Annotated in this window: 29 protein-coding genes, 1 pseudogene and 1 riboswitch; of the genes and pseudogenes, 26 read left to right on the forward strand and 4 right to left on the reverse strand. The window is 36.3% G+C overall.

Features of this window, described 5'->3' with window-relative positions; translation table 11 throughout:
- The first annotated feature begins 25 nt into the window (after positions 1-25).
- The 8 genes from ACRYLU_RS03965 (at position 26) to fabZ (ending at position 6,157) form a co-directional block, all read left to right on the forward strand.
- Positions 26-466 carry a MarR family winged helix-turn-helix transcriptional regulator gene (locus ACRYLU_RS03965; protein ID WP_003132498.1) on the forward strand — a complete coding sequence of 147 codons (441 nt, stop codon included), beginning with the start codon at positions 26-28 and terminating at the stop codon, positions 464-466.
- A complete protein-coding gene (locus ACRYLU_RS03970; RefSeq protein ID WP_003132499.1) occupies positions 466-1,443 on the forward strand; it encodes a beta-ketoacyl-ACP synthase III in 978 nt (325 codons plus the stop codon). The genes ACRYLU_RS03965 and ACRYLU_RS03970 overlap by 1 nt, the downstream gene beginning before the upstream one ends.
- 166 nt (positions 1,444-1,609) lie before the next feature.
- A complete protein-coding gene (locus tag ACRYLU_RS03975; RefSeq protein ID WP_003132501.1) occupies positions 1,610-1,831 on the forward strand; it encodes an acyl carrier protein in 222 nt (73 codons plus the stop codon).
- Between the two features lie 279 nt (positions 1,832-2,110).
- Positions 2,111-3,037, forward strand: a complete 927-nt coding sequence (gene fabD, locus ACRYLU_RS03980) for an ACP S-malonyltransferase (protein ID WP_017864319.1) — start codon at positions 2,111-2,113, stop codon at positions 3,035-3,037.
- Positions 3,038-3,120: 83 nt separating this feature from the next.
- On the forward strand, positions 3,121-3,852 hold the full coding sequence (fabG, locus tag ACRYLU_RS03985) for a 3-oxoacyl-[acyl-carrier-protein] reductase (protein ID WP_015426088.1): 732 nt from the start codon (positions 3,121-3,123) through the stop codon (positions 3,850-3,852).
- A 40-nt stretch (positions 3,853-3,892) separates the two neighbouring features.
- The gene (gene fabF / locus ACRYLU_RS03990) at positions 3,893-5,122 is read left to right on the forward strand and encodes a beta-ketoacyl-ACP synthase II (RefSeq protein ID WP_038599938.1); all 1,230 of its coding nucleotides are present in this window, start codon (positions 3,893-3,895) and stop codon (positions 5,120-5,122) included.
- A 6-nt stretch (positions 5,123-5,128) separates the two neighbouring features.
- Positions 5,129-5,596 carry an acetyl-CoA carboxylase biotin carboxyl carrier protein gene (gene accB, locus ACRYLU_RS03995; RefSeq protein WP_098393994.1) on the forward strand — a complete coding sequence of 156 codons (468 nt, stop codon included), beginning with the start codon at positions 5,129-5,131 and terminating at the stop codon, positions 5,594-5,596.
- Between the two features lie 126 nt (positions 5,597-5,722).
- Entirely contained in the window at positions 5,723-6,157 is a 435-nt protein-coding gene (fabZ, locus tag ACRYLU_RS04000) for a 3-hydroxyacyl-ACP dehydratase FabZ (protein ID WP_003132511.1), read from the forward strand.
- Here the strand turns inward: fabZ and ACRYLU_RS04005 are convergent.
- The gene (locus tag ACRYLU_RS04005; RefSeq protein WP_445081263.1) at positions 6,146-6,334 is read right to left on the reverse strand and encodes a hypothetical protein; all 189 of its coding nucleotides are present in this window, start codon (positions 6,332-6,334) and stop codon (positions 6,146-6,148) included. The two genes, fabZ and ACRYLU_RS04005, sit on opposite strands and share 12 nt — an antisense overlap.
- Positions 6,335-6,566: 232 nt before the next feature.
- Here ACRYLU_RS04005 and accC point away from each other — a divergent pair, with 232 nt between their 5' ends.
- From accC to ACRYLU_RS04060, 11 genes are all read left to right on the forward strand, one after another.
- A complete protein-coding gene (gene accC, locus ACRYLU_RS04010; protein WP_012897458.1) occupies positions 6,567-7,934 on the forward strand; it encodes an acetyl-CoA carboxylase biotin carboxylase subunit in 1,368 nt (455 codons plus the stop codon).
- Between the two features lie 85 nt (positions 7,935-8,019).
- Positions 8,020-8,886 carry an acetyl-CoA carboxylase, carboxyltransferase subunit beta gene (gene accD, locus ACRYLU_RS04015; protein WP_029343621.1) on the forward strand — a complete coding sequence of 289 codons (867 nt, stop codon included), beginning with the start codon at positions 8,020-8,022 and terminating at the stop codon, positions 8,884-8,886.
- On the forward strand, positions 8,879-9,673 hold the full coding sequence (gene accA, locus ACRYLU_RS04020) for an acetyl-CoA carboxylase carboxyl transferase subunit alpha (protein WP_047206560.1): 795 nt from the start codon (positions 8,879-8,881) through the stop codon (positions 9,671-9,673). The genes accD and accA overlap by 8 nt, the downstream gene beginning before the upstream one ends.
- Positions 9,674-9,802: 129 nt before the next feature.
- Complete coding sequence (locus tag ACRYLU_RS04025; RefSeq protein ID WP_445081264.1) at positions 9,803-10,945, forward strand: cystathionine gamma-synthase; 1,143 nt, start codon at positions 9,803-9,805, stop codon at positions 10,943-10,945.
- A gap of 214 nt (positions 10,946-11,159) precedes the next feature.
- Positions 11,160-12,080: a cysteine synthase A gene (cysK, locus tag ACRYLU_RS04030; RefSeq protein ID WP_354473472.1), complete on the forward strand. Its 921-nt coding sequence runs from the start codon at positions 11,160-11,162 to the stop codon at positions 12,078-12,080.
- 228 nt (positions 12,081-12,308) lie between these two features.
- Complete coding sequence (locus ACRYLU_RS04035) at positions 12,309-12,548, forward strand: CsbD family protein (RefSeq protein WP_003132523.1); 240 nt, start codon at positions 12,309-12,311, stop codon at positions 12,546-12,548.
- Positions 12,549-12,680: 132 nt separating this feature from the next.
- Entirely contained in the window at positions 12,681-12,983 is a 303-nt protein-coding gene (locus ACRYLU_RS04040; protein ID WP_058205946.1) for a rhodanese-like domain-containing protein, read from the forward strand.
- Positions 12,984-12,993: 10 nt separating this feature from the next.
- Positions 12,994-13,302: a rhodanese-like domain-containing protein gene (locus tag ACRYLU_RS04045; protein WP_058205947.1), complete on the forward strand. Its 309-nt coding sequence runs from the start codon at positions 12,994-12,996 to the stop codon at positions 13,300-13,302.
- Entirely contained in the window at positions 13,299-14,942 is a 1,644-nt protein-coding gene (locus ACRYLU_RS04050; protein WP_445081265.1) for an FAD-dependent oxidoreductase, read from the forward strand. The genes ACRYLU_RS04045 and ACRYLU_RS04050 overlap by 4 nt, the downstream gene beginning before the upstream one ends.
- A 26-nt stretch (positions 14,943-14,968) precedes the next feature.
- The gene (locus ACRYLU_RS04055) at positions 14,969-15,223 is read left to right on the forward strand and encodes a metal-sensitive transcriptional regulator (RefSeq protein ID WP_011835555.1); all 255 of its coding nucleotides are present in this window, start codon (positions 14,969-14,971) and stop codon (positions 15,221-15,223) included.
- A 75-nt stretch (positions 15,224-15,298) separates the two neighbouring features.
- Positions 15,299-15,649 (forward strand): arsenate reductase family protein, encoded by a 351-nt coding sequence (locus tag ACRYLU_RS04060; RefSeq protein ID WP_021722954.1) that lies wholly within the window; start codon positions 15,299-15,301, stop codon positions 15,647-15,649.
- Between the two features lie 166 nt (positions 15,650-15,815).
- Here ACRYLU_RS04060 and ACRYLU_RS04065 read toward each other — a convergent pair whose 3' ends face one another.
- From ACRYLU_RS04065 to ACRYLU_RS04075, 3 genes are all read right to left on the reverse strand, one after another.
- Positions 15,816-16,559 carry a DeoR/GlpR family DNA-binding transcription regulator gene (locus ACRYLU_RS04065; RefSeq protein ID WP_118263488.1) on the reverse strand — a complete coding sequence of 248 codons (744 nt, stop codon included), beginning with the start codon at positions 16,557-16,559 and terminating at the stop codon, positions 15,816-15,818.
- Positions 16,560-16,652: 93 nt separating this feature from the next.
- A complete protein-coding gene (locus ACRYLU_RS04070; protein WP_445081266.1) occupies positions 16,653-17,216 on the reverse strand; it encodes a GNAT family N-acetyltransferase in 564 nt (187 codons plus the stop codon).
- A gap of 82 nt (positions 17,217-17,298) precedes the next feature.
- Positions 17,299-18,156 carry an exodeoxyribonuclease III gene (locus ACRYLU_RS04075; RefSeq protein ID WP_038599967.1) on the reverse strand — a complete coding sequence of 286 codons (858 nt, stop codon included), beginning with the start codon at positions 18,154-18,156 and terminating at the stop codon, positions 17,299-17,301.
- 172 nt (positions 18,157-18,328) lie between these two features.
- On the opposite strand from ACRYLU_RS04075, the pseudogene metG reads away from it, so the two are divergent.
- From metG to argC, 7 genes and pseudogenes are all read left to right on the forward strand, one after another.
- Positions 18,329-20,326: pseudogene (gene metG / locus ACRYLU_RS04080) on the forward strand (methionine--tRNA ligase); the annotation flags it as partial.
- Positions 20,327-20,461: 135 nt separating this feature from the next.
- The gene (locus ACRYLU_RS04085; protein ID WP_256293760.1) at positions 20,462-20,596 is read left to right on the forward strand and encodes a hypothetical protein; all 135 of its coding nucleotides are present in this window, start codon (positions 20,462-20,464) and stop codon (positions 20,594-20,596) included.
- A 246-nt stretch (positions 20,597-20,842) separates the two neighbouring features.
- The gene (locus ACRYLU_RS04090; protein ID WP_011835550.1) at positions 20,843-21,082 is read left to right on the forward strand and encodes a DUF2829 domain-containing protein; all 240 of its coding nucleotides are present in this window, start codon (positions 20,843-20,845) and stop codon (positions 21,080-21,082) included.
- A gap of 16 nt (positions 21,083-21,098) precedes the next feature.
- Positions 21,099-21,830, forward strand: coding sequence for a 3-oxoacyl-ACP reductase (locus ACRYLU_RS04095; RefSeq protein ID WP_146977909.1), 732 nt, complete (start codon positions 21,099-21,101; stop codon positions 21,828-21,830).
- Between the two features lie 299 nt (positions 21,831-22,129).
- Positions 22,130-22,235: riboswitch (PreQ1 riboswitch) on the forward strand.
- Entirely contained in the window at positions 22,233-22,742 is a 510-nt protein-coding gene (locus tag ACRYLU_RS04100) for a QueT transporter family protein (protein WP_445081267.1), read from the forward strand. (Overlaps the previous riboswitch by 3 nt.)
- A 108-nt stretch (positions 22,743-22,850) precedes the next feature.
- On the forward strand, positions 22,851-23,483 hold the full coding sequence (locus tag ACRYLU_RS04105) for an NAD(P)-dependent oxidoreductase (protein ID WP_038599980.1): 633 nt from the start codon (positions 22,851-22,853) through the stop codon (positions 23,481-23,483).
- Between the two features lie 140 nt (positions 23,484-23,623).
- On the forward strand, positions 23,624-24,646 hold the full coding sequence (argC, locus tag ACRYLU_RS04110; protein WP_038599983.1) for an N-acetyl-gamma-glutamyl-phosphate reductase: 1,023 nt from the start codon (positions 23,624-23,626) through the stop codon (positions 24,644-24,646).
- Positions 24,647-24,657: the final 11 nt, after the last annotated feature.

Genomic DNA, 24,657 nt, shown 5'->3' on the forward strand with positions numbered 1-24,657 from the left:
ATCTAAATAATGAAGAGGATGACAGATGAAAACAGATTTTGATAAGGTAAATGAATGGCTGATTCAACTCTTTCATGATTTTATGATATTAGAGGAGCAATTTTTAAAAGACTCAGCTTATTCAGATGTAACAGTAAAAGAATTACAAATTTTGACACTGGTTCATACGCTAGGAACTTGTCGTGCAACAGATATTGCCAAAAATCAAAAATTGGCCTTGTCAACAATTACAATTACCCTCAATCGATTAGAAGATAAGGGATATATTGAACGCAAGCGTTCTACAGCGGACAGACGAGTGACTCACATTATACTGACATCGAAGGGTGATGAGCTTTGTGCAACTCACCGTGAATTTTTCCATACGATTACAGATAATCTATTTGATAGCGTTTATGGAACTACTGAAAATAAATTGGCTGGTGAACTTGCAACCTTACACGATTCTTTGGAGAATATGAAATAATGACTTTTGCGAAAATTACGCAAGTGGCACACTATGTGCCTGAAAATGTGGTATCTAATGATGACTTGTCCAAAATAATGGATACTAATGATGAATGGATTTACAGTCGGACAGGGATTAAAAATCGCCATATTTCAACTGGCGAGAACACCTCAGACTTAGCAGCTAAAGTTGCTAAGCAGTTGATTAGCGATTCAAATTTAAGCCCAGAAACGATTGACTTCATCATTGTTGCTACGGTAACTCCGGACTCATTGATGCCTTCAACCGCAGCACGGGTTCAAGCTCAAGTAGGAGCAGTTAATGCTTTTGCTTACGATTTGACTGCCGCTTGTTCAGGCTTTGTCTTTGCGCTATCAACAGCGGAAAAATTAATTTCCTCAGGAGCATATCAACGAGGGCTTGTCATTGGCGCAGAAGTCTTTTCAAAAGTAATTGATTGGTCAGACCGATCAACTGCTGTTCTTTTCGGAGATGGAGCTGCTGGTGTGCTTATAGAAGCTGGCGCGAGTCAACCTCTGATTATTGCTGAAAAAATGCAAACAGATGGAAGTCGTGGGAACAGTTTACTTTCTAGTTATGCTGACATTCAAACTCCATTTGCCTCTGTTTCATACGAAAGTTCAAACTTGAGTATGGAAGGGCGAGCAATTTTTGATTTTGCCGTACGTGATGTTCCTAAAAATATCCAGGCAACTTTAGAAAAAGCTAATTTGTCTGCTGAAGAAGTAGATTATTATCTCCTTCATCAAGCAAATTCAAGAATCCTTGATAAAATGGCTAAAAAGCTTGGTGTGACGCGCCAAAAGTTCCTTCAAAATATGCAAGAATATGGAAACACATCGGCAGCAAGTATCCCTATATTGTTGTCAGAATCCGTAAAAAATGGTATATTTAGTTTGGACGGTCAAACAAAAGTCGTCTTGACAGGATTTGGCGGTGGCCTCACTTGGGGTACAGCAATTATTAATTTATAAGAGCTTCAAAGTTTAGCAAGTTTTTCTTAAGTTGTCTATATAAGAAAACATTATCAGCTAACTTTGACTGACAAGAAGTTTTTAAAAAATCTTCACTAACTAATGGTTATAAACCGCTTTGCGGATATAATATAAATATTTTCACTCAATTAAAGGAGAAAAAATTATGGCAGTATTTGAAAAAGTACAAGATATTATCGTTGACGAACTCGGTAAAGAAAAAGAAGAAGTAACACTCGAAACTTCATTTGAAGAGCTCGACGCTGATTCACTTGACCTTTTCCAAATCATCAATGACATCGAAGACGAATTCGACGTTGAAGTTGATACAGAAGCAGATATGAAAACAGTTGCTGACCTCGTTAAATACGTAGAAAACAACAAATAATTCGGGATGGGGGTGAAGCGAGCAAAGGAGTTGATTCTTTTGCGAATTTCGCCCCTTCTTTTCGTTGGACTAGTTCTATTTTCAAAATAGAATTCTAGTATAGGGGGCTCAGTAATGATATACTGAGCTTGTCCTATAATTTTCATATTGAAGAATGTCATTTTTTTTAAGATAAAAAACATTTTACAATACTAATAATTAACTTTATAAAAGAAAATACGAGGAATTCTAATTGACTGATTTTGAATCATTGATTCAAAAGGTTGATTACTATATATTATGACTAAAACAGCATTTTTATTCTCAGGTCAAGGGGCACAAAAGCTTGGAATGGCACGTGACTTATATGACCAATATGAAACAGTTAAAGCAACTTTTGATGAAGCAAGTCAAGCTTTAGGATATGATTTGCGAGCTTTGATTGATAATGATGAAGAAAAACTAAATGAAACAAAGTACACTCAACCTGCAATTTTAACAACCTCTGTTGCTATTTTACGTTTGTTAAGTGAGAATGGGATTAAACCTGACCTTGTTGCTGGTCTTAGTCTTGGTGAATATTCTGCCTTGGTAGCATCAGGAATCATTGATTTTCAAGAAGCAGTTAAGCTTGTAGCTAAACGTGGTCAATATATGACAGAAGCTGCACCGACTGGTTCTGGTAAAATGGTCGCTGTAATGAACACAGACCCAGCCTTGATTGAAGAAATTTGCCAGAAAGCGGCCGAATTTAAAGGCGGTATTGTGAGTCCAGCAAATTATAACACGCCCGCACAAATTGTTATTGGTGGTGAAGTTGAGGCGGTTGATTATGCTGTTGAATTACTTAAAGAAGCCGGAGTTCGTAAACTTATTGAATTAAAAGTTTCAGGACCTTTCCATACAGCAATTTTAAAAGCAGCATCTGAAAAATTGGCTTTGGAACTTGATAAAATTGATTTTAGACCTTTTGAATTACCATTAATCTCAAATACGAGTGCCAAAGTAATGGAAAATGATGAAGTCAAAGGACTTTTGACGCGTCAAGTCATGGAACCAGTTCGTTTTTATGAATCTGTTGAAACAATGCAAAAACTAGGGGCGACTCGCTTTATTGAAGTTGGTCCTGGGAGAGTACTTTCAGGTTTCATTAAAAAAATTGATAAAAATGCAGAAATTGCTAATGTTGAAAATTTAGCTTCATTTGAAGCTTTGATTAATCAGTAAAATTGAAGAAAGGAATTGAGTTTGTCCTTTTGAAATCTTAGTACTAAAGTGCTAAAACTTCTTAGGCAGGCTTGTCTTAAATAATGGAAATTAAAAATAAAAATGTCTTTGTGACTGGTTCAACACGAGGAATTGGTAAAGCAATTGCGCTTCAATTTGCTAAAGCGGGTTCTAATCTAATTATTAATGGTCGTTCAGCAATTTCAGAAGAATTATTAGCTGAATTTACAGCCTATGGGGTTAAAGCAGTTGGTATTTCTGGTGATATTTCAAAATCAGAAGATGCAAAACGAATGGTTGCAGAAGCAATTGAAACTCTTGGTTCAGTAGATATTTTGGTAAACAATGCAGGGATTACTCGTGATGGTTTATCTTTGAAAATGTCAGAAGAAGATTTTGAGTCTGTTCTTAAAATCAACTTGACTGGGGCTTTCAATATGACACAGGCTGTATTGAAACCGATGACCAGAGCTCGTTCTGGAGCAATTATTAATATCTCATCAGTTGTTGGGCTTATGGGAAATGCTGGGCAAGCAAATTATGCCGCTTCAAAAGCAGGACTTATTGGTTTGACAAAATCAATTGCTAGAGAAGTTGCGGCACGAAATGTTCGTGTCAATGCTGTGGCTCCAGGATTTATTGAATCAGATATGACTGAAGTTCTTTCTGATAAAGTTAAAGATGCAATGAAGGGGCAAATTCCAATGAAACGTTTTGGAATGCCTGAAGAAATTGCAACAGCAACTCAATTCTTGGCTGAACAAGAATATATGACTGGACAAGTACTTACCATTGATGGTGGAGTTTCAATGTAAATGATTCATTGATAAATTTTAAAATTAAGAGGATAAAAATATGACAAATAGAGTTGTTATCACTGGTTATGGCGTAGTTAGTGCAATTGGAAATAGCCCAGAAGAATTTTGGAACAATCTTAAAGCTGGTAAAACTGGAATTGGACCAATCACTCACTTTGATGCTGAAGCAACAGGGATTTCTGTTGCAGCAGAAGTAAAAGAATTTCCATTTGATAAATATTTCCAGAAAAAAGATGCACGACGCATGGATACTTTCTCACTTTATGCGGTTTATGCAGCACTTGATGCAATGGAAATGTCTGGTATTACAGAAGAAAATACTAATTTTGACCGTTTGGGCTGCATCATGGCTTCTGGGATTGGTGGACTTGAACAATCACAAAAAAATTCACAAGCCATTGTCGCTAAAGGACCTCGTAAAGGGGTAGCCCCACTCTACGTTCCACTTGCTATTGCTAATATGGCAACTGGTAACGTTGCTTTACGTACAGGTGCTCGTGGAGTTTCTCGTGCTGAAGTAACGGCTTGTGCGGCTGGTGCCAATTCAATTGGTTCAGCTTTCCGTGAAATCAAACATGGTTACGCTGATGCAATGATTGCTGGTGGTGCTGAAGCGGCTATTTGTGAACTTGGAATTGCAGGTTTTGCTAACTTGACTGCTTTGACTAAAGAAACTGACCCTGAAAAAGCATGTATTCCATTCGATAAAAATCGTTCTGGATTTGTAATGGGTGAAGGTTCTGGTGTATTGATTTTGGAAAGCCTTGAACATGCACAAGCTCGTGGCGCTAATATCTTGGCTGAGATTGTTGGATACGGAAATACAAATGATGCTTTCCATATGACAACTCCTTCAGGAGTGGGTGCTGAAAATGCGATTAAATTGGCTTTGGAAGAAGCTGGTGCAAGTCCAGCTGATGTTGATTACGTTAATGCACACGGAACTTCAACACATGCCAATGAAGAAACTGAAAGCAAAGCAATTCACAATGTAATTGGCGATAAAGCTTATGTTTCATCTACAAAAGCATTGCACGGTCATGCACTTGGTGCAACTGGTGCAATTGAGGCAGTGGCAACTGTGCAAGCACTTTTGAATCAATATGCACCAGTAAATGCTGGAACAACTGAACTTGATGAAGGAATGACAATTAATGTTGTTCTTGGTGAAGGTAAACCTGCTGAAATTAATCTTGCATTGTCGCAAGACTTTGGTTTCGGTGGACACAATGCTGTATTGGCATTCAAGAAATGGACTGGAGAGTAAACAAAAATGAACATTTCAGAAGTAAAAGATTTGATGAACCAATTCAATGGTTCTACTTTACGTGAATTTTCTTGGAAAAATGCTGATGGTGAACTATCATTTTCTAAAAATGAAGGTCAAGCCCTTGTTGGAGCTCAAAGTGCTGGACCTACTGCACCTGCATTTACAGCTCAACAAGCAACACCAGTTGCAGAAAGTACAGAAGTGCCCGTGGCAAGTGAAGTGGCTGTTGAAGCTGAGGGTGAAGCAGTGACTTCTCCATTAGTGGGTGTGGCCTATCTTAAACCTTCACCAGATAAGGCTGAATTTGCCAAAGTTGGTGATTCAGTTAAAAAAGGCCAAACTTTGCTTATTATTGAAGCAATGAAAGTAATGAATGAAATTCCTGCACCAAAAGATGGAGTCATCACGGAAATTATGGTTTCTGGAGAAGATGTCGTTGAATTTGGTCAAGATTTGATGAGAATCAAATAAAAAAATTACTGACAAAGCTCTGTCAGTTTATCTTTGATGTAAAAGTTACTGACAGCTCTGGTTGAGGTGCCAGAGAATTTACTGACAAGTTCTGTCAGTGAATCTCTAAAAGAAAAGTGAGAATAAATGACTGAAGTAAACATTAATGTAACTGAAATTATGGAGGCTTTGCCTCATCGTTATCCATTTCTATTAGTCGATCGTGTGATTGATATTGCTGAGGATGAAATTACAGCAATTAAAAATGTGACGATTAATGAAGAATTTTTCCAAGGACATTTTCCACAATATCCAGTAATGCCAGGGGTTTTGATTATGGAAGCTCTCGCACAAGCGGCTGGTGTTTTAGAATTATCTAAACCTGAAAACAAAGGAAAACTTGTTTTTTATGCGGGAATGGACAATGTTAAGTACAAAAAACAAGTCACTCCCGGAGATCAATTGGTCTTACATGCTAAGTTTATCAAACGTCGTGGTCCAATTGCAGTTGTTGAAGCAGAAGCAACTGTTGATGGAAAATTGGCAGCTAAAGGAACTTTGACTTTTGCCTTAGGGCGTTAGTGCTTTAGCACTTGCCTTTTTATCACTTGCTTTAGCAAGTAGAGAAAACGGACAGCGAAACGAAGTGGAGATAGGCTTATAACCATTACGACTAATCGCTTTAGCGATGTAGCGAGTATGGATAATCGAGCACGAAGTGTAAAGGTGGTCAAGGTGACCTGATATCGAAGATGTCATGTTGTATCCCGCCTTAGGTAAATAGCTCATCTTCATTTAAAAATAATCATATTTTTTATGATTAAGAAACAAAAATTTATTTTAACCATAAGATTTTTTACTTATGGTAAATTCGGACTTATTTTTATTTATCAAAAAATTGTTTTGTTGGGAATGACTTTCTTTTTTATCATTCTTTTCAAAACACCCATTGAGCAAAAGCTCGGGGTATTTTCCCATATGGAGAACATCTATGTTTAATAAAATTTTGATTGCCAATCGTGGCGAAATTGCTGTAAGAATTATTCGTGCAGCTCGTGAATTAGGAGTGGGTACAGTTGCCATTTATTCAACTGCAGACCGCGATGCTTTACATGTTCATTTAGCTGACGAAGCAATTTGTGTGGGCCCAGCTAGAAGTACTGAGTCTTATCTTAATATGAATAATATTCTGTCAGCTGCTGTGGCAACTGGCGCACAAGCGATTCACCCAGGTTTTGGATTCCTTTCTGAGAATTCAAAATTTGCTCGTCTTTGTGAAGAAATGAATATTAAATTTATCGGTCCGTCAGCAAAAGTTATGGATATGATGGGTGATAAAATCAATGCTCGTGCAGAAATGATTAAAGCTGGTGTTCCTGTAACACCAGGTTCTGAGGGCGAAGTTCATACCACTGATGAAGCAGTAAAAATTGCTGAAGAAATTGGCTATCCAATCATGCTTAAAGCATCAGCTGGTGGTGGTGGTAAAGGAATTCGTAAGGTTAATAATGTTGAGGAACTTGTTCCAGCATTTGAGGCAGCCCAAGCGGAAGCACAAGCTGCTTTCGGTAATGGAGCCATGTTCATCGAACGAATGATTTTCCCAGCGCGTCATATTGAGGTTCAAATCTTAGGAGATAGTCAAGGAAATGTGATTCATCTTGGTGAACGTGATTGTTCATTGCAAAGAAATAACCAAAAAGTTCTTGAAGAATCTCCGTCAGTTGCAATTGGACACACTTTACGTCAGGAAATAACAGCTGCGGCTGTTAAAGCTGCTCAGCATGTTTCTTATGAAAATGCGGGAACCATTGAGTTCTTACTTGATGAGTCTTCTGGTAAGTTTTATTTCATGGAAATGAACACACGTGTTCAAGTTGAACATCCGGTCACAGAATTTGTATCAGGTGTTGATATTGTAAAAGAACAGATTCGTGTAGCCAATGGCAATGAATTGTCTGTCAAGCAAGAAGATGTGACTTTTAGTGGACATGCGATTGAATGTCGAATTAATGCGGAAAATCCTAAATTTAATTTTGCACCAAGTCCAGGAAAAATTACTAATCTTTTCTTGCCAAGTGGTGGAGTTGGTTTGCGGGTTGATAGCGCTATGTACAGTGGTTACAGCATTCCACCATATTATGATAGTATGATTGCTAAAGTCATTGTTCATGGTGAAAATCGTTTTGAAGCACTGATGAAAATGCAACGCGCCCTTCTCGAATTTGACGTTGAAGGGGTCATTACAAATGTTGATTTCCAATTAGAATTAATTTCTGACCCACATGTTGTGGCAGGAGATTATGATACAAGCTTCTTAGGAAATGTTTTCTTACCAGAATATCAAAAAGAAGATTAATCAATAGATTAGTGACAGAATTGTCAGATGGCTTACAATTCATCTGTCAGTAAAATTTATAAAAAAATGAGAAAAGGATGCAAAGATGGCTCTTTTCCAAAAGAAAAAATACATTAAAATTAATCCAAATCGTTCCATTATTGAAAAGCAAGCCGAGCAGCCAGAAGTTCCTGATGAACTTTTTGCCAAATGTCCTGCTTGTAAACATACGATTTATCAAAAAGATTTAGGAAAAAATAAAGTTTGTCCTAATTGTGATTACAATTTCCGAATTACAGCCAAAGAACGGTTAGCAATTGTTGCTGACAAAGATTCTTTTGTTGAAATGTTCACTGGAATTGAAAGCAAAAATCCCTTGGATTTTCCAGGTTATCCTGAAAAATTGGCGGCAACAAAAGCACGGACTGGTCTTGATGAGGCAGTTATGACTGGGACGGCCACAATCAAAGGGCAAAAAACGGCTTTGGCAATTATGGATTCGACTTTTATCATGGCTTCAATGGGAACTGTTGTTGGTGAAAAATTGACACGCTTATTTGAATATGCAACTGCCGAAAAATTGCCGATTATTGTTTTTACGGCATCAGGTGGTGCAAGAATGCAAGAAGGAATTATGTCATTGATGCAAATGGCCAAAACTTCGGCTGCTGTGAAACGTCATTCAAATGCAGGACTTTTTTATATTACAGTTTTAACTGACCCAACAACTGGAGGAGTGACAGCTTCATTCGCCAGTCTGGGAGATATTATTTTAGCTGAACCCCAATCTTTAATTGGTTTTGCTGGACGTCGTGTCATCGAACAAACCGTCCGTCAAACTTTACCTGATGATTTCCAAAAAGCTGAATTTCTTTTGAATCATGGTTTTGTTGATGCAATTGTTAAGCGGACTGAATTACGTCAAAAATTGGCACTTCTTTTAGAACTTCATACGGAGGTGGAAAATGTCTGAAACAATTGATTCACTGACAGGTGAAGTTTCACAAAAAAATATTGCTGACATTATTAATGAAGCACGAGCGGCTGACAGAATTTCGGCAAGAGATATTATTGACAAAGTTTTCACTGATTTCTTTGAATTACACGGCGACCGTCAGTTAACAGATGATGAAGCGATTGTCGGCGGAATTGCTCGCTTTAATAATCAAGCTGTGACCGTTATTGGAATTCAAAAAGGACGTAACCTTGCTGAAAATTTAGCTACTAATTTTGGACAACCAAGTCCGAATGGCTATCGTAAAGCATTAAGACTGATGAAGCAAGCTGAAAAGTTTGGGCGTCCAGTCATTACGTTTATCAATACAGCTGGTGCTTATCCAGGAATTGAAGCAGAAGAACGTGGACAAGGTGAAGCAATTGCTAGAAACCTTTTGGAAATGTCTGACCTTAAAGTTCCGATTATTGCTTTCATCACAGGTGAAGGTGGTTCAGGAGGAGCATTAGCTCTTGCACTTGCCAATAAAGTATATATTTTAGAAAATGCTGTTTATTCAGTACTTTCTCCAGAAGGTTTTGCAACGATTCTCTGGAAAGATGGTTCACGTCGTGATGAAGCGGCTGAATTGATGAAAATTACAGCGCCACATCTTTTGGAAATGGGTCTTGTTGATGCTGTTATTTCTGAGGAAAATCTGATTGAAAATCTGAAAAGACAACTGACAGAATCACTTGGTGACTTGTCATTACTGACAGAAACAGAATTGGCAGAACAACGCTACGAAAGATTTAGAAAATATTAAAAAACGAAGGATGTCCTTCGTTTTTTTTATACATAAAAAAAGTTAATTCTGCTATAAAAAAATCTTATAGCACTGGGCACACTTTCGTGATATCTTTATATTAGATTGAAAATAGAAAGAAAAGGGCCAATGACAAGTTTAAAAACGAAAGTAATTCATGGTGGTATTTCAACAGACAAGACAACAGGAGCAGTATCTGTTCCGATTTATCAAACGTCAACTTATAAACAAAACGGACTTGGACAACCTAAAGAATACGAATATTCACGTTCTGGAAATCCAACGCGTCATGCCTTGGAAGAATTAATTGCAGATTTAGAAGGTGGTGTTCAAGGATTTGCATTTAGTTCTGGACTTGCTGGAATTCACGCGGTTCTTTCGCTATTTTCTGCAGGAGATCATATCATTTTAGCTGATGATGTTTATGGTGGAACTTTCCGTTTGATGGATAAAGTGCTGACAAAGACAGGGATTATTTATGATTTAGTTGATTTGAGTAATCTTGATGACTTGAAAGTGGCTTTTAAAGAAGAAACGAAAGCTATTTATTTTGAAACTCCTTCAAATCCTTTATTAAAAGTTTTGGACGTTAAGGAAATTTCAGCAATTGCTAAAGCTCATGATGCTTTAACACTGGTGGATAATACCTTTGCGACACCGTATTTACAACAACCAATTGCTTTAGGAGCTGATATTGTTTTGCATTCCGCAACGAAATATTTAGGTGGACATTCAGATGTAGTGGCAGGACTAGTTACAACCAATTCAAAAGAACTCGCCAGCGAAATTGGTTTTTTACAAAATTCAATTGGGGCGGTTCTTGGACCACAAGACAGCTGGTTAGTGCAAAGAGGTATTAAAACACTTGCGCTTCGGATGGAGGCTCATTCGGCAAATGCTCAAAAAATTGCTGAGTTTTTAGAAACTTCTAAAGCCGTCTCAAAAGTTTATTATCTGGGTCTTAATAGCCATCCGGGGCACGAAATTGCTAAAAAACAAATGTCTGCCTTTGGAGGGATGATTTCATTTGAATTAACGGATGAAAATGCCGTCAAAGATTTTGTTGAAAACTTGAGCTATTTTACGTTGGCTGAATCACTAGGTGGCGTTGAATCTTTAATTGAAGTGCCAGCAGTGATGACTCATGCTTCTATTCCAAAAGAACTTCGTGAAGAAATTGGGATTAAGGATGGCCTAATTCGTCTATCAGTAGGGGTTGAAGCAATTGAAGATTTACTGACAGATATCAAAGAAGCACTTGAGAAAAAATAATTTTACTGACAGACTTGTAAGCAAATCTTACGACTCCTTTCTCCCTCACTTTAACAGCTCACATTGGTCCTGTTGAACTGACAGAAAAATTAGACAGTAGAAATTGAAAGTAATTTACTGACAGAAGTGCATACAATTCATTTATCTCCCGCCTCAAGCGCTCATTTGGTTGACTTGAACTGACACAAAGCTGTCAGTAATTTAGGAATTAATTATGGTAAAAATTGTTGAAAATATTACTGAATTAGTTGGAAATAGTCCAATTATCAAACTAAAAAATGGTCCAGAAAATGGAGCAGAAATTTATTTAAAACTTGAATATTTTAATCCTGGAGGTTCAGTTAAAGACCGGATTGCTTTACAAATGATTCGGCAAGCCGAAGCAGATGGTCGCTTAAAAAAGGGAGGAACGATTGTTGAACCTACCTCTGGGAACACAGGAATTGGACTTGCCATGGCTGGTGCAGCTTTAGGCTATAATGTGGTTATTATCATGCCTGATAGTTACTCAAAAGAGCGTCGTCAGCTTATTCAAGCTTATGGAGCAGAATTGATTTTGACTCCAGCAGCTGATGGCATCAAAGCTGCCATTGATTTAGGTCAAAAATTAGTTGAAGAAAATGGTTGGTTTATGCCAATGCAATTTGAAAATCCAGCTAATTTAAAAGCCCATGAATTAACGACTGGTCCAGAAATAATTGAAGCATTTGGTGAAAATGGCCTGGACGCATTTGTTGCTTGTGCAGGAACTGGGGGGACAATTTCTGGCGTTTCTCACTATCTTAAAAGTCAAAATTCTAAAATCAAAACTTTTGTTGTCGAACCGGCAGAATCACCAATTTTAACAGGAGGTGAGAGTGGTCCACACCGCATTCAAGGAATTGGTATTCCATTTATGTCACCAAATTTAGATACGAGAGCTTATGATGGTGTAATTGATGTAACAAGTGATGATGCTTTAGATACCGCACGAAAAATTGGCAAAAGCGAAGGATTTTTAGTAGGTATATCTTCTGGCGCAGCAATTTGGGCAGCTTATGAATTGGCAAAAAAACTTGGCAAAGGTCAAAAAGTTCTCGCACTTTGTGCTGACAATGGTGAGCGCTATCTTTCAACAGAACTCTATGATTATTAAAACTTGGAATTTTCCAAGTTTTTTTTGTCTTATGAGCAGTTTTCTGTACTTTTTGAGCTACGGATGTTAGAATGAGAATAGATTAAGAAGATTAAAGGAGGGGAAATCGTAAATTATTGGTTGTCAGTCAATGATTGACAAATTTAACTGATTTAGTTTTTCTAACAAATTATTATGAAACTTTCATGATAATAAAAGAAAAAATCGCAATTACTAGGAGGATTTAAAATGGCTTTAAATGACAAACTTGATGCAACAAAAGATAAAGTAAGTGGAAAAGTTAAAGAAACCACAGGTAAAGTAACTGGTGATGAAAAACTAGAAGCTAAAGGTAAAACAGAAGGACTTATGGGAAAAGCTAAAGAAGGCTTGGAAAATATTAAAGACAAAGCTTCTGACCTAGCTGAAGATGTTGCAGAAAAATTTAATGATACGGTTGACTCTGTCAAACATAAAAACGAGAAATAATTGAATTTCTCAAAATTAAGAAAAACCTAAGTGATCTAAAACTTAGGTTTTTTTATTTGGAAATAATAAGCTTGACTTATATACCCTTGGGGGTATATAATTATTATAAATCAAATAATCAAGAGGTGAAAAATGCAAACAATTGACATAAGTGAATTAGAATTACTGACAGAAAGTGAAAATCTAGTAATTGTAGATGTCAGAGAAGATTTTGAGTATGATAGCGGTCATGTTCCTAATGCCAAAAATATTCCATTGAGTCAACTAGAAGAAAGATATGCAGAAATTACTGACGGAACTTATCTTATCTGTCAGTCAGGTGCTCGTTCGGCTAGGGCCTGTCAGTATCTTTCGACAAAAGGAATTGATACTATAAATATTTCAGGCGGTACCATTGCTTGGAATGGTCCCTTAGAATTTACTGACAGATTTTAGAGAGAGAACGATGTTTGAATTTTTTAAGAAAATAAAAAGTATCAGTCCAGCAGAAGTAAGTAATGAGTTAAAAAAAGGAACACAATTAATTGATGTAAGAGAAGCTCATGAATTTCAAAATGGACATATAAAAGGCGCTCGAAATATCCCTTTAAGTAAATTGGGAGAACATGTTCTAACCAAAAATAAAAAGTATTTATTAATTTGTCAGTCGGGAATTCGGTCAAAAAAAGCTTACAAAATATTAAACAAAGCTAATTTTGATGTGACAAACGTGAATGGAGGAATGAGAGCTTGGAGAGGAAAAATTAAAAAATGACAGAAAAAATATTAATTGTTGGCGGAGTTGCGGGTGGAATGTCAGCTGCAACCCGTTTGCGACGTCTTAACGAAAATGCAGAAATTATCGTTTTTGAAAAAGGTCCTTACGTTTCATTTGCCAATTGTGGCTTACCTTACTATGTGGGGGGAGAAATTGCAGAGCGAGAAAAGTTAATTGTTCAATCTGCTCAAGCTCTAAAAAAACGTTTTAACTTAGAGGTGCGCGAAAATTCCAAAGTCACTGCGATTGATAGTGAAGGAAAGAAAGTGACTGTAGTTTCAAATGGTGAAAGCTATGTTGAAAGCTATGATAAACTGATTCTTTCACCAGGGGCCAAACCCTTAATTCCTCAAATCAAAGGTTTGAACCAAGCGACCAATGTTTTTAGCTTACGAAATATTCCTGATGTGGATAAAATAATGGCCTATTTGAAAGACAAAGCTCCTCAAAGTGCGACAATTATTGGTGCTGGTTTTATCGGCTTAGAAATGGCTGAAAATCTTGCTAAACGAGGGTTAAGTGTCACAATCGTCGAAAAAGCACCACATGTTTTACCAACCATTGATCGCGAAATGGCAGCTTTTGTCAATGAAGAATTAATAAAAAATAAAGTTTCAGTAATGACAAATAGAGGAGCTGTCGAATTTAAAAATGACGAAATTTTGCTAGATAATGGTGAAAGTCTGCAATCGGATTTAACGATTCTTTCTGTGGGAATTCAGCCAGAAACGAGTCTAGCTAAAAGTGCGGGCATCAAATTAGGACTAAGAAATGCAATTCTTGTTGACGAACATTATGAAACATCGGTTAAGGATATTTACGCAGTAGGCGATGCCATTGTTGTCAAAAATCAATTAGGGCAGGATGCTTTAATTTCATTGGCTTCTCCAGCTAATCGTCAAGGGCGTCAGGTAGCTGATATCATTAGCGGATTACCAGTTAAAAATCGCGGGTCACTTGGAACGGCCATTGTCCGTGTTTTTGATTTGCAAGTGGCAAGTACAGGTCTTTCTGAGTTTCAGCTTAGAGGTTTAAAGATTAATCATAAAATTGTTCATGTCACAGCAAATAATCACGCGGGATATTATCCAGAGGCAACTTCTATTGTTTTGAAATTAATTTTTGAACCAGAAAGTGGACAAATATTTGGTGCGCAAGCAATTGGTAAAGAAGGAGTAGATAAAAGAATTGATATTTTATCTACGGCTATCAAAGCAAAACTAACCGTTTTTGATTTACCAGAATTGGAATTGACCTATGCCCCTCCTTTTGGTTCAGCCAAAGATCCAGTAAATATGGCTGGCTATGCCGCAATAAACCTTCTCTTGGGGCAATCAGAAAATATTCAGTGGCATGAACTTGCGGCTGAATTAGCAAAAGGGAAAGTCTTACTTGATGTGAGAAATCCAAATGAGTTGGCAAAAGGGAAATTTAAAAATTCTCAAAATATTCCGCTTGATGACTTACGTGAGCGGCTAAATGAACTGGATAAAAAGACTGAATATATTGTTAGCTGCCAGTCAGGACTTCGCTCTTACAATGCAGAACGTATTCTAAAACAAGAGGGCTACAAAGTGAAAAATTTAGATGGTGCCTTTGGATTATACAGCAAAGTTACCAAAGAATTACTTGATTAGGGAGCGAAACAAGAAAAGGATGACTAATGAAAAAATATGACAAAAAAATGGAAAATCGCTTGAAACGAGCGACAGGTCAACTGACAGGAATACTTAAGATGATGGAATCTGGAGAGGAATGTATTGATGTTGTGACTCAATTAACCGCTGTTCGCTCTAGCTTAGATAGTCTGATTGGTCTAATCGTAGCTGAGAATCTCAAAGAACTTTTACTGGACAAAGAAGTGACTGACAAGGAAGAAAAACTCGAACAAGCTATAAAATTAATCATTAAAAAATAGATTTTTCATAGAAAATTGGACCAAAAAATCCCTTTTTAATATGCTATAATAAAATTAAAGCATAAGGAGGATAAGATGTACGATTTTTATTGGTATCCAAAGTGTTCAACTTGTAGAAAAGCTAAAGCAAAGTTAGATGAACTTGGAATAGATTATCAAGCGATTGACTTGAAGGAAGCCCCACCGAGTCAAAAAAACTTTGAGAAATGGTTTAAAGAAGCAGATTTTCCCATCAAAAAGTTTTTCAATACAAGTGGTTTAGTTTATCGCGACTTAAATCTTAAAGACAAGCTAGCAACATTATCTGAAAAAGAAATGGCAGAACTTCTTTCGTCAAATGGAATGCTTATCAAACGTCCATTACTAGTGAAAAATGGTCAAGTTCAACAGATTGGTTTTAAAGAATCATCTTACGAAAAAATATAAAAAAATGAGTTGGTTAGACTCATTTTTTTATGTAATAATATTTAAATCTTAGGAGATTTCAAAAAAAGCAAAACTTTCAAACGAAAGTATAATTCTTTCTTATGAAGAAAATATATCATATTTTAGAAAATCTGTCAATAAAAAAATGGACATCGTCCATTTTCAATTAGATAGTAGTAACCTTTATTTTTTTCAAATCGAGAATTTTTTGACTTTCTGCATTGATTGACTTGTCAGTAAAAACTTGGGAAATTTCAGGGAATGAAAAACAGGTGACAGTTCCATTTTGGTTGAATTTAGAAGCATCAGTTAAAATAATCACTTCCTTAGCCGCAGCAGCCATGACATGAATGGCTTCACTACGAGCGAGATCATTACTTCTAAAACCGCGGACGGGGTCAAAACCATCAATACCGATAAATAATTTATCAACGTAAAATTCACCAACCACCTTTTTTATCAGAGGTCCAACGTTGACCTGTGAATTATTTTGATATTCTCCTCCTAATAAAATTACCTTTACCGAGTCGGATTTACGAATATAATTGGCAATAAAAACAGAGTTAGTGATGATAGTGACATTTTTTCGATTAAAGGCTAACTCTTCAGCAAGCAAAGCGCAAGTAGAACCAGATTCAATCATTACTGTATCCCCATCAAGAATATTTTCAGCAGCTTTGACAGCAATTTTTCGCTTTAAATCATAGTTTTTAGCTAAACGGAAATTGATATCATCTGTATTATTAATCAAAGCAAAACCGTGCTGGCGATTAATAATTCCTTTCTCTTCAAGTTTATCAAGGTCTTTTCGAATCGTTACGTTTGAAACATTAAGGAGTTGTGAAAGTTGATTGACTTCAATTTTTTTATAATCACTCACAATGCGAATGATTTCGTCAGAACGGGACATTTAGTAGCCTTTCGTCATCTTTTTTATATTTTAAGACTACCACAAAAATCTAAAAAAATAAACCTTTTTATTAGAAAACCTTTCGTTCGTAAGTCAATGAAGTAACTCATACTCATCTTTAGTAATTGCCCAATAATCTGTAAGAAGAGAATTTTTAAACTTAGGAAAGTAAGAATAAACCTTCCCTAAGTGTTTCATTCCTATTTTTTCCATAACCCGACCAGACTTTGCATTTTCTGTAAAATGTTTAGCTTGAATAACTTTAACTTCTAATTTATCGAAAGAAAGCGCCAAAAGGCATTCAGCAGCTTCTGGCATAAGTCCTTTTCCCCAATGGTCTTGATTTAAAATCCAACCCAGTTCGACTGTTTTTTCATTGATAGGATTAAGAAATATTTCACCAATGAGCTGACCAGAAGTTTTTTCAACAATCCCCCAATGATAGAGGCTGTTAGGCAGAAAAAACTTGGCAATTGTGGCTCTCGTTGTTTCTATAGAATCATGTGGTTCAAAGCTAGTAAAACGAGCAACTTCAGGATTAGAAGCATAGTTAAACATTTCTTGGGCATCCTCAAGTTGTAATTTTCTAAGAATCAAGCGCTCAGTTTCTAAGGTTTGATGCTCTGCTAAAACTAAATTTATATTAACCATAAACATGTTCTCCTCAACTATTTTTACTCAATTATAGTCTCTATTTGTTTTAATGACAATAAAAAAGAACCTTTAAGGTTCTTTTATTTTAGAGTTCAAATTCTAAGAGAATGGGGACGTGGTCTAAACGTTCACCAGAATCAAGGGGTTCAGAAACTTTAACTGCTTGTGCAAGACGATTGGAAACCAGCCAGTAGTCAATTCTCCAACCTGAATTATTTAGTTTTGAAGTTTTTGCACGTTGGGCAAACCAAGTATAAATACTGCGTCCTTCTTCATAAAATTTCTCAACTTGACCATGGAGTTGACGAAATGTATCAGTGAATCCAGCCTCTAAAAGTTGACCAAATTTTTCACGTTCTTGGTCAGTAAATCCAGCTGAGTTGTGATTACCACGGGGATTGGCTAAGTCAATTTCTGTATAAGCTGCATTGAAATCTCCGCAAGCAAAGACAGGTTTTTGAGCATCAAGGCTTGTGAGATAGTTACGATAGTTATCATCCCAAATTCCACGTAAATCAAGTCGTGTCAGGCCTTCTTGCGCATTTGGTGTATAAACCGTAGTGACAAAGAAATCAGGAAATTCAAGGGTGATGATTCGACCTTCGGCATCCATAGGTTCAGGAGCATCAATTTCAGGAAAAGTGATGGCTGGTTCTGGTAGAGTTTCTTTATAAAGAATCATTGTTCCAGAATATCCTTTACGAGCAGGTTCTACTGATGAACGCCAGACGATTTTATAACCTTTAAACAGTTCTTCCAAAACTTCCAAATGAGCTTTTTTAGGTCCAGTAGAAGGAAGTTTGGTTTCTTGAATGGCTAAAACGTCTGGTTGTGCTTGGGCAAGAGTTTTAACAACAGCAAGAGAAAGGGCAGCACGTTCTGAGGTTCCGGTCAATGCAGCATTGAGTGAGTCAATATTCCATGAGATAAATTTATAGTTCATAATCGTTCCTTTATTTTTTAAAAGAATTTCCAAAGAGCTGTGACTTAAAGGAATTCTTAACTTTTCTATGATAATTATAACAAACTTAATCAGACAATGCGATTTTAGAGGTTTTTTGGTATAATATTTAGATGAGAATCTTCTCAAATATCGAGCCTCATTTGCTCGGAAAGAGGAAAATATGACAGAAAATAAAACTTTTTACATTACAACCCCAATTTATTATCCATCAGGTAAGTTGCATCTTGGTAGTTCTTACACAACTATTGCTTGTGACGTGCTTGCTCGTTACAAACGTTTGATGGGCTTTGATACTTTTTATTTAACAGGGCTTGATGAACACGGAATGAAAATTCAACGAAAAGCCGAAGAATTGGGAATGACTCCTAAAGAATACTTGGACCCAATGGCGGCTGATGTTCAAGAATTATGGAAAAAATTGGATATTTCTTATGATAAATTTATTCGTACTACAGACACTTATCATGAAGAAGCCGTAGCGAAGGCTTTTGAACAGTTATTGGAACAAGATGATATTTATTTGGGAAAATATGCGGGTTGGTATTCTGTTTCTGATGAAGAGTTTTTCACTGAAACACAACTTGAAGAAATTTTCCGAGATGAATCTGGAAATATTACTGGTGGTATTGCACCTTCTGGTCATGAAGTGGAATGGGTTGAAGAAGAAACTTATTTCTTCCGCATGGGAAAATATGCTGACTGGCTTTTACAATATTATGATGAACATCCAGATTTTATTCAACCTGAGGTTCGTAAAAATGAAATGGTCAATAATTTCATCAAGCCAGGTCTAGAAGATTTGGCTTTGACACGGACAAGTTTTACTTGGGGAATTCCTGTCCCTTCTAATCCTAAGCATGTGGTCTACGTGTGGTTTGATGCTTTATTGAACTATATTACAGCGCTCGGCTATAATTCTGACAATGACAGTAATTTTAAAAAATACTGGCCTGGAATTAATATGGTTGGTAAAGAAATTGTTCGTTTCCATACGATTTACTGGCCAATTATGCTTCATGCTCTAGGTTTACCTGCTCCTAAAAAGATTTTCGGACATGGATGGCTCTTGATGAAAGACGGAAAAATGTCTAAATCAAAAGGAAATGTTGTTTATCCTGAGATGTTGATTGAACGTTATGGCCTTGATGCGGTTCGTTATTATTTGATGCGTGCGATTTCTTTTGGACAAGATGGAATTTTCACTCCAGAAGACTTTGTTGGACGGATTAATTTTGATTTGGCCAATGATTTGGGGAATTTGTTGAATCGTACCGTTTCAATGATTAACAAATATAATGACGGAAAAATCGAAGCAACTGGAGTTTCGACTGAATTTGATGCAAGTTTAGAAGAAGTGGTTGAAGAAACAATCAGTCATTTCCATAAAGCAATGGATAAATTTGAATTCAACGTGGCTTTGGCTGATGTTTGGACATTGATTTCAAGAACAAATAAATATATTGATGAAACAGCACCTTGGGTCCTTGCAAAATCAGAAGACGACAAAGCAAAATTGAATAATGTTTTGTATCATTTGGCAGAAAATTTACGGATTGCAGGTGCACTTTTACAACCATTTATGCGTGCAACATCAGGTAAAATCTTTGAGCAATTGGGAATGGATGAAAGATCATTTTCACTTGAAACTCTTGCTTTTGGCTATTCATTTACCCATCCTGTAGTAGCAAAAGGTCAACCTATTTTCCCACGTCTTGATGTGGAAGAAGAGGTTGCTTATATTAAATTACAAATGGCTGGTGGCGTATTGCCAGAAAAAGAGTGGGTCCCTGAAGAAGTTGAATTGAATTTAACTTTACCACAAATTAAATTTGATGATTTTGAAAAAATTGAATTAAAAGTTGCCGAAGTGCTTGAAATAGAACCTGTTGAAGGTTCTGATAAATTGTTGAGATTTAAATTGGATGCTGGTGATTCTGAACCACGTCAAATCTTGTCAGGAATTGCACAATTTTATCCAAATGAACAAGAATTAGTAGGTAAAAAATTACAAATCGTAGCCAATTTGAAACCACGTAAAATGATGAAAAAATACGTTTCACAAGGAATGATTTTGTCAGCCGAATTTGATGGAAAATTGCGTGTCTTGACCGTTGATGATGATGTTCCTGCTGGTTCATTGATCGGGTAAAATTAATTAGACAATAAAAAATGTGAAAGATTTGTTATCTTTCACATTTTTTTTACGTATAGTATATCAGGAGAGAAATCTTAGTGTTCACTTGGTTTCATGCACCCTGACAAATTCTCGATGGAGGAGGTGCCTATGAAGTCAAGATATTTCCTTGGTTATGGAGAGGATTTCATGCTAGCGGTACTTGGGATGATTATCGAAGTTTTGAACTTCGTAACTAATCTAGTCAGGCTCTGGCTTGAAATTAAAAAAACTAATCGCAATTAGCGATTAGTCCCACCATAACCAAGTTTGAACACGCGGTCTGTTAGCGCAGACCGTTTTTTTTCGCGTGTTGCACTTTGTTGAACTTATTATATCACAAAATTTAAGGGGGACAAATAGAGTATAATTTTTTGAGGACTATTTATTAGTTGAATCTATCGGATAATTAAAACTGGTTTTCATTTATCAAAAACCTCTCGAACTTTGTTATAATAAATTCAGTATGTTTTAAACAATATGGAGGAAAAAATGACTTTTGAAGAAGCATTAGCTTTACTTAAAGCTGGGAAAAAAGTAGTCAGAACACAAGGCTGGTCTGGTGCCGAAAATTATGTTAAACTCTATGACTCGATTGTTTTAGAATCTGGTGAGAAGCTGGAAGTTACCCCTTATTTCTTGATTAATGTCTCAGGAGAGGGTGAAGGTTTTTCAATGTGGGCCCCAACGCCTTGCGACGTTTTGGCTGATGATTGGGCCTTGGTTGAATAGATAGATAGGCTACAAAATGAAATTTTCTGGGAAAAAAGTGCTAATTACAGGTGCTGCCAGTGGTATTGGCTTGGCTCAAACAAAAGTATTTTTAGCCGAAGGCGCAGAGGTTGTTGCTGTGGACTTACAAGAATTTACTGACGAATCTGTCATTAATTCAAAAAATCTGTCAGTAAAAATTCTTGATGTTTCCGATGCTCAATCAGTTGAAAAATTGGCTGACGAAGTGGGAAGTGTTGATGTTTTACTCAATACAGCGGGCGTTTTGGATGCTTATAAAACTTTGGAAGAAACTGACTTTGCAGAATGGCAACGAATTTTATCAACGAATCTCAATTCGATGTATTTGATGATTTCAGCATTCTTGCCAAAAATGAAAGTTCAAAAATCAGGAGTAATAATCAATATGGCTTCGGTTGCTGGCTTGGTTGCCGGTGGAGGTGGCGTCGCTTATACGGCCAGTAAACATGCCATTGTTGGGTTGACAAAACAGTTAGCTTTGGATGAAGCGCAACACGGGATTCAAGTAGCAGCCATCGCTCCAGGTGCCATCAATACACCGATGAATGCGGCTGATTTCACTGAAAATAATGGTCTGATGGCCCAATGGGTAGCTGATGAGACACCAGCTAAACGATGGGCTAGTCCTCGCGAAGTGGCTGATTTGACCCTCTTTTTAGCAAGTCCACAAGCCTCTTATATGTCAGGAGCAATTGTCCCGATTGATGGTGGCTGGACAATCAAATAAAAGATATTAAAAGACTTACCAGCATGTTGGTAAGTCTTTTATTTATTGTGGGAAAGTCTGTATTAACTCCAAAAGTACTGAAAGACTTGTTGATTTTACTGACAAGTTGTTCAATTGCTTGTTTTCTGTGAAAAAATTTCTGTCAGTAATTTTTTGGCTTTTTGTTGGCAGGATATTCCGATGCTCCTTCTAGAATTTCTATCGAGTACAAAGAATGATTCCTTCGTTAGTGAAAAAAATGCCCAAATAATAATTAGATGAAAGCAAATATTTGTCAATCCTTTTCATTTCGCAAAAAATCTGCTAAAATAAAAACGTTGCTCAATAGTGAGTTAACCCTTGAGCCTTCATCCCTTTGCTCAAGCATATTATAGGCGAATTTTGTCGCCAAAGGAGAACCTTTTGAAAAAATCAAAAACTTATGATATTGTTACAATCGCAATTGTTGCGGCCCTGTATGTTATTCTAACGATGACACCAGGTTTGAGCGCAATTTCTTACGGACCTATTCAATTTCGAGTGTCAGAAATGTTGAATTTTACAGCCTTCTTCAATAAAAAATATATTATTGCGGTGACAATTGGTTGTATGATTTCAAACTTTTTATCTTTCACTTGGGTAGATGTGATTGTCGGTGGTTTGTCAACTTTAGTATTCTTAAGTCTTGGTGTTCTTTTGTTTGACCGCTTTAAAAAAGATTATTTTTGGAATGGTCAGTTAAATAAAGCATTTTTCTTTTTTGCAATTTTCTTTTCGATAAGTATGTTCACCATTGCTCTTGAATTAAAATTTGTCGCTGGATCACCATTTTTGCTGACCTGGGGGACATTAGCTCTAGGTGAATTTGCCAGCTTATTTATCGGGGCATTTGTCATGGATAAATTAGGTAAAAGAGTTGATTTGAGTCGTTAAATAAATGAAAAGCAGCTCAGGCTGTTTTTTTTTGAACCATTTTTAGAAGTCAGAATTACTTAATTTGTTATAATTAAAATAAATAAATAAGAGATTGGAGAGTTTTTTATGAAAAAAATCGCTGTAATTGCTGCTTCTGGTAAGGCAGGAAGTTTAATCGCTCAAAAAGCATTTGGGCGTGGTCATGAAGTGACTGCCATTGTTAGAAATAAAGCACGATTAAAAATTGAAGTGACTACTGTTCTTGAAAAAGATATTTTTGAATTAACTTCTGAAGATTTAGCGGGATTCGATGCAATTGTTTTAGCGCATCGGGCACCGGCAGGTCATGAGGAAGATTATTCAAAAGTAGCCCAAGTGATGATAAAACTTCTTGAAAATATAGATAGCCGTTTAATTGTTGTTGGAGGAGCAAGTTCTCTCTATCTTGATGAAAGTCACGAAAAACGCTTGCTTGATGTGACACCAACAGATTTACCTTACTATCCAACTCTTTTAGAGATGGCAAAAGCAAGCTTGATTTATGAAGCTTCAAAACTTAATGTGACCTTCTTCTCTCCTGCAGAATTTTTTGACCCAGAGGGAGCACAAACAAATAATTATACAATTACCGGCGATGTTTTAGAACATAATAAAGCGGATAAAAGTCGAATTTCATATGCTGATTATGCCGAGGCTGTGCTTAATATGATTGAGGATGGTAGCCATCAACATGAACATATCGGAATTTATGAAAACTAAAAATTAATGAATTATCAAAGAGAAAGAAATTAATTTCTTTCTCTTTTTTTTGTTTAAAAAAGTATAATAATACATAAAATTCTTGACAAATAAAAAATAGAGTAGTATAGTGTATAAAAATACATAGAAAGTGTGTAAATATGAAAAAAGTAGCAATTGTTGGAATCAGAGGTTATAGCGGCTTAGAACTGTTCCGAATTTTCTATTATCATCCAGAAGTAGAAGTAACAAAAATATATGCAACAAGTCATTATGGAGAAAAATTATCAGAGCTCTTTCCACAACTTGCAGGTTTGACTGACTTGGTTATCAGTGAATTTAATGAAGAAGAAATTATGGCAGAATGTGATGCAGTTTTCTTTGCAACCTCAGCGGGTGTTAGTCAAAAATTAGCTTTAACTTTTATTGATAATAATTTTCCTGTCATTGATTTATCAGGAGATTTTCGATTATCTGATTTAGAAATATACAATAAATGGTATAAAAATACAAATTTAAAAAATGAATATTTATTAAGTGCTCAATATAATCTGGCAGACATTGGTCAAGCAAAAGCAAACTATATCGCGAATCCAGGTTGCTATGCAACAGCCACACTACTTGCACTTTATCCGTTAGTTAAAAATAAGATGATTGATTTAGACTCAATCATTGTGGATGCCAAGTCAGGACTTTCGGGAGCTGGAAAAGGTCTGTCTGACGCGAGCCATTTTGTGAATGTTGTCAATAATATGTCCATGTATAAAATCAATAGTCATCAACATATTCCAGAAATTGCTCAACAATTGAAGATTTGGAATTCAAATTTTCAAGCCTTGCAATTTTCAACTTCTTTAATTCCTGTGAGTCGAGGGATTTTTGTTAGTAGCTATGCAAAAGTTGCGGCTGATTTTGATTTTGAAACGATAAAAAATGCTTATGAACAGGTCTATGCGACAAAAAACTTTGTCAGAATTCGACGACAAATGCCCCAACTCTCAGATGTGATTGGGACCAATTTTTGCGATATTGGATTAGCTTATAATCCAGTGACAAATGTTTTATCAGTTGTTTCGGTGATTGACAATCTTATGAAAGGTGCTGCCGGACAAGCAGTACAAAATTTTAATCAGTTATTTGGCTACGATGAAAGTTTAGGCTTGAAATTTATGCCAAGTCTTTAGAAGAGGAAGAA

The sequence above is a fragment of the Lactococcus sp. KTH0-1S genome (assembly GCF_052544945.1).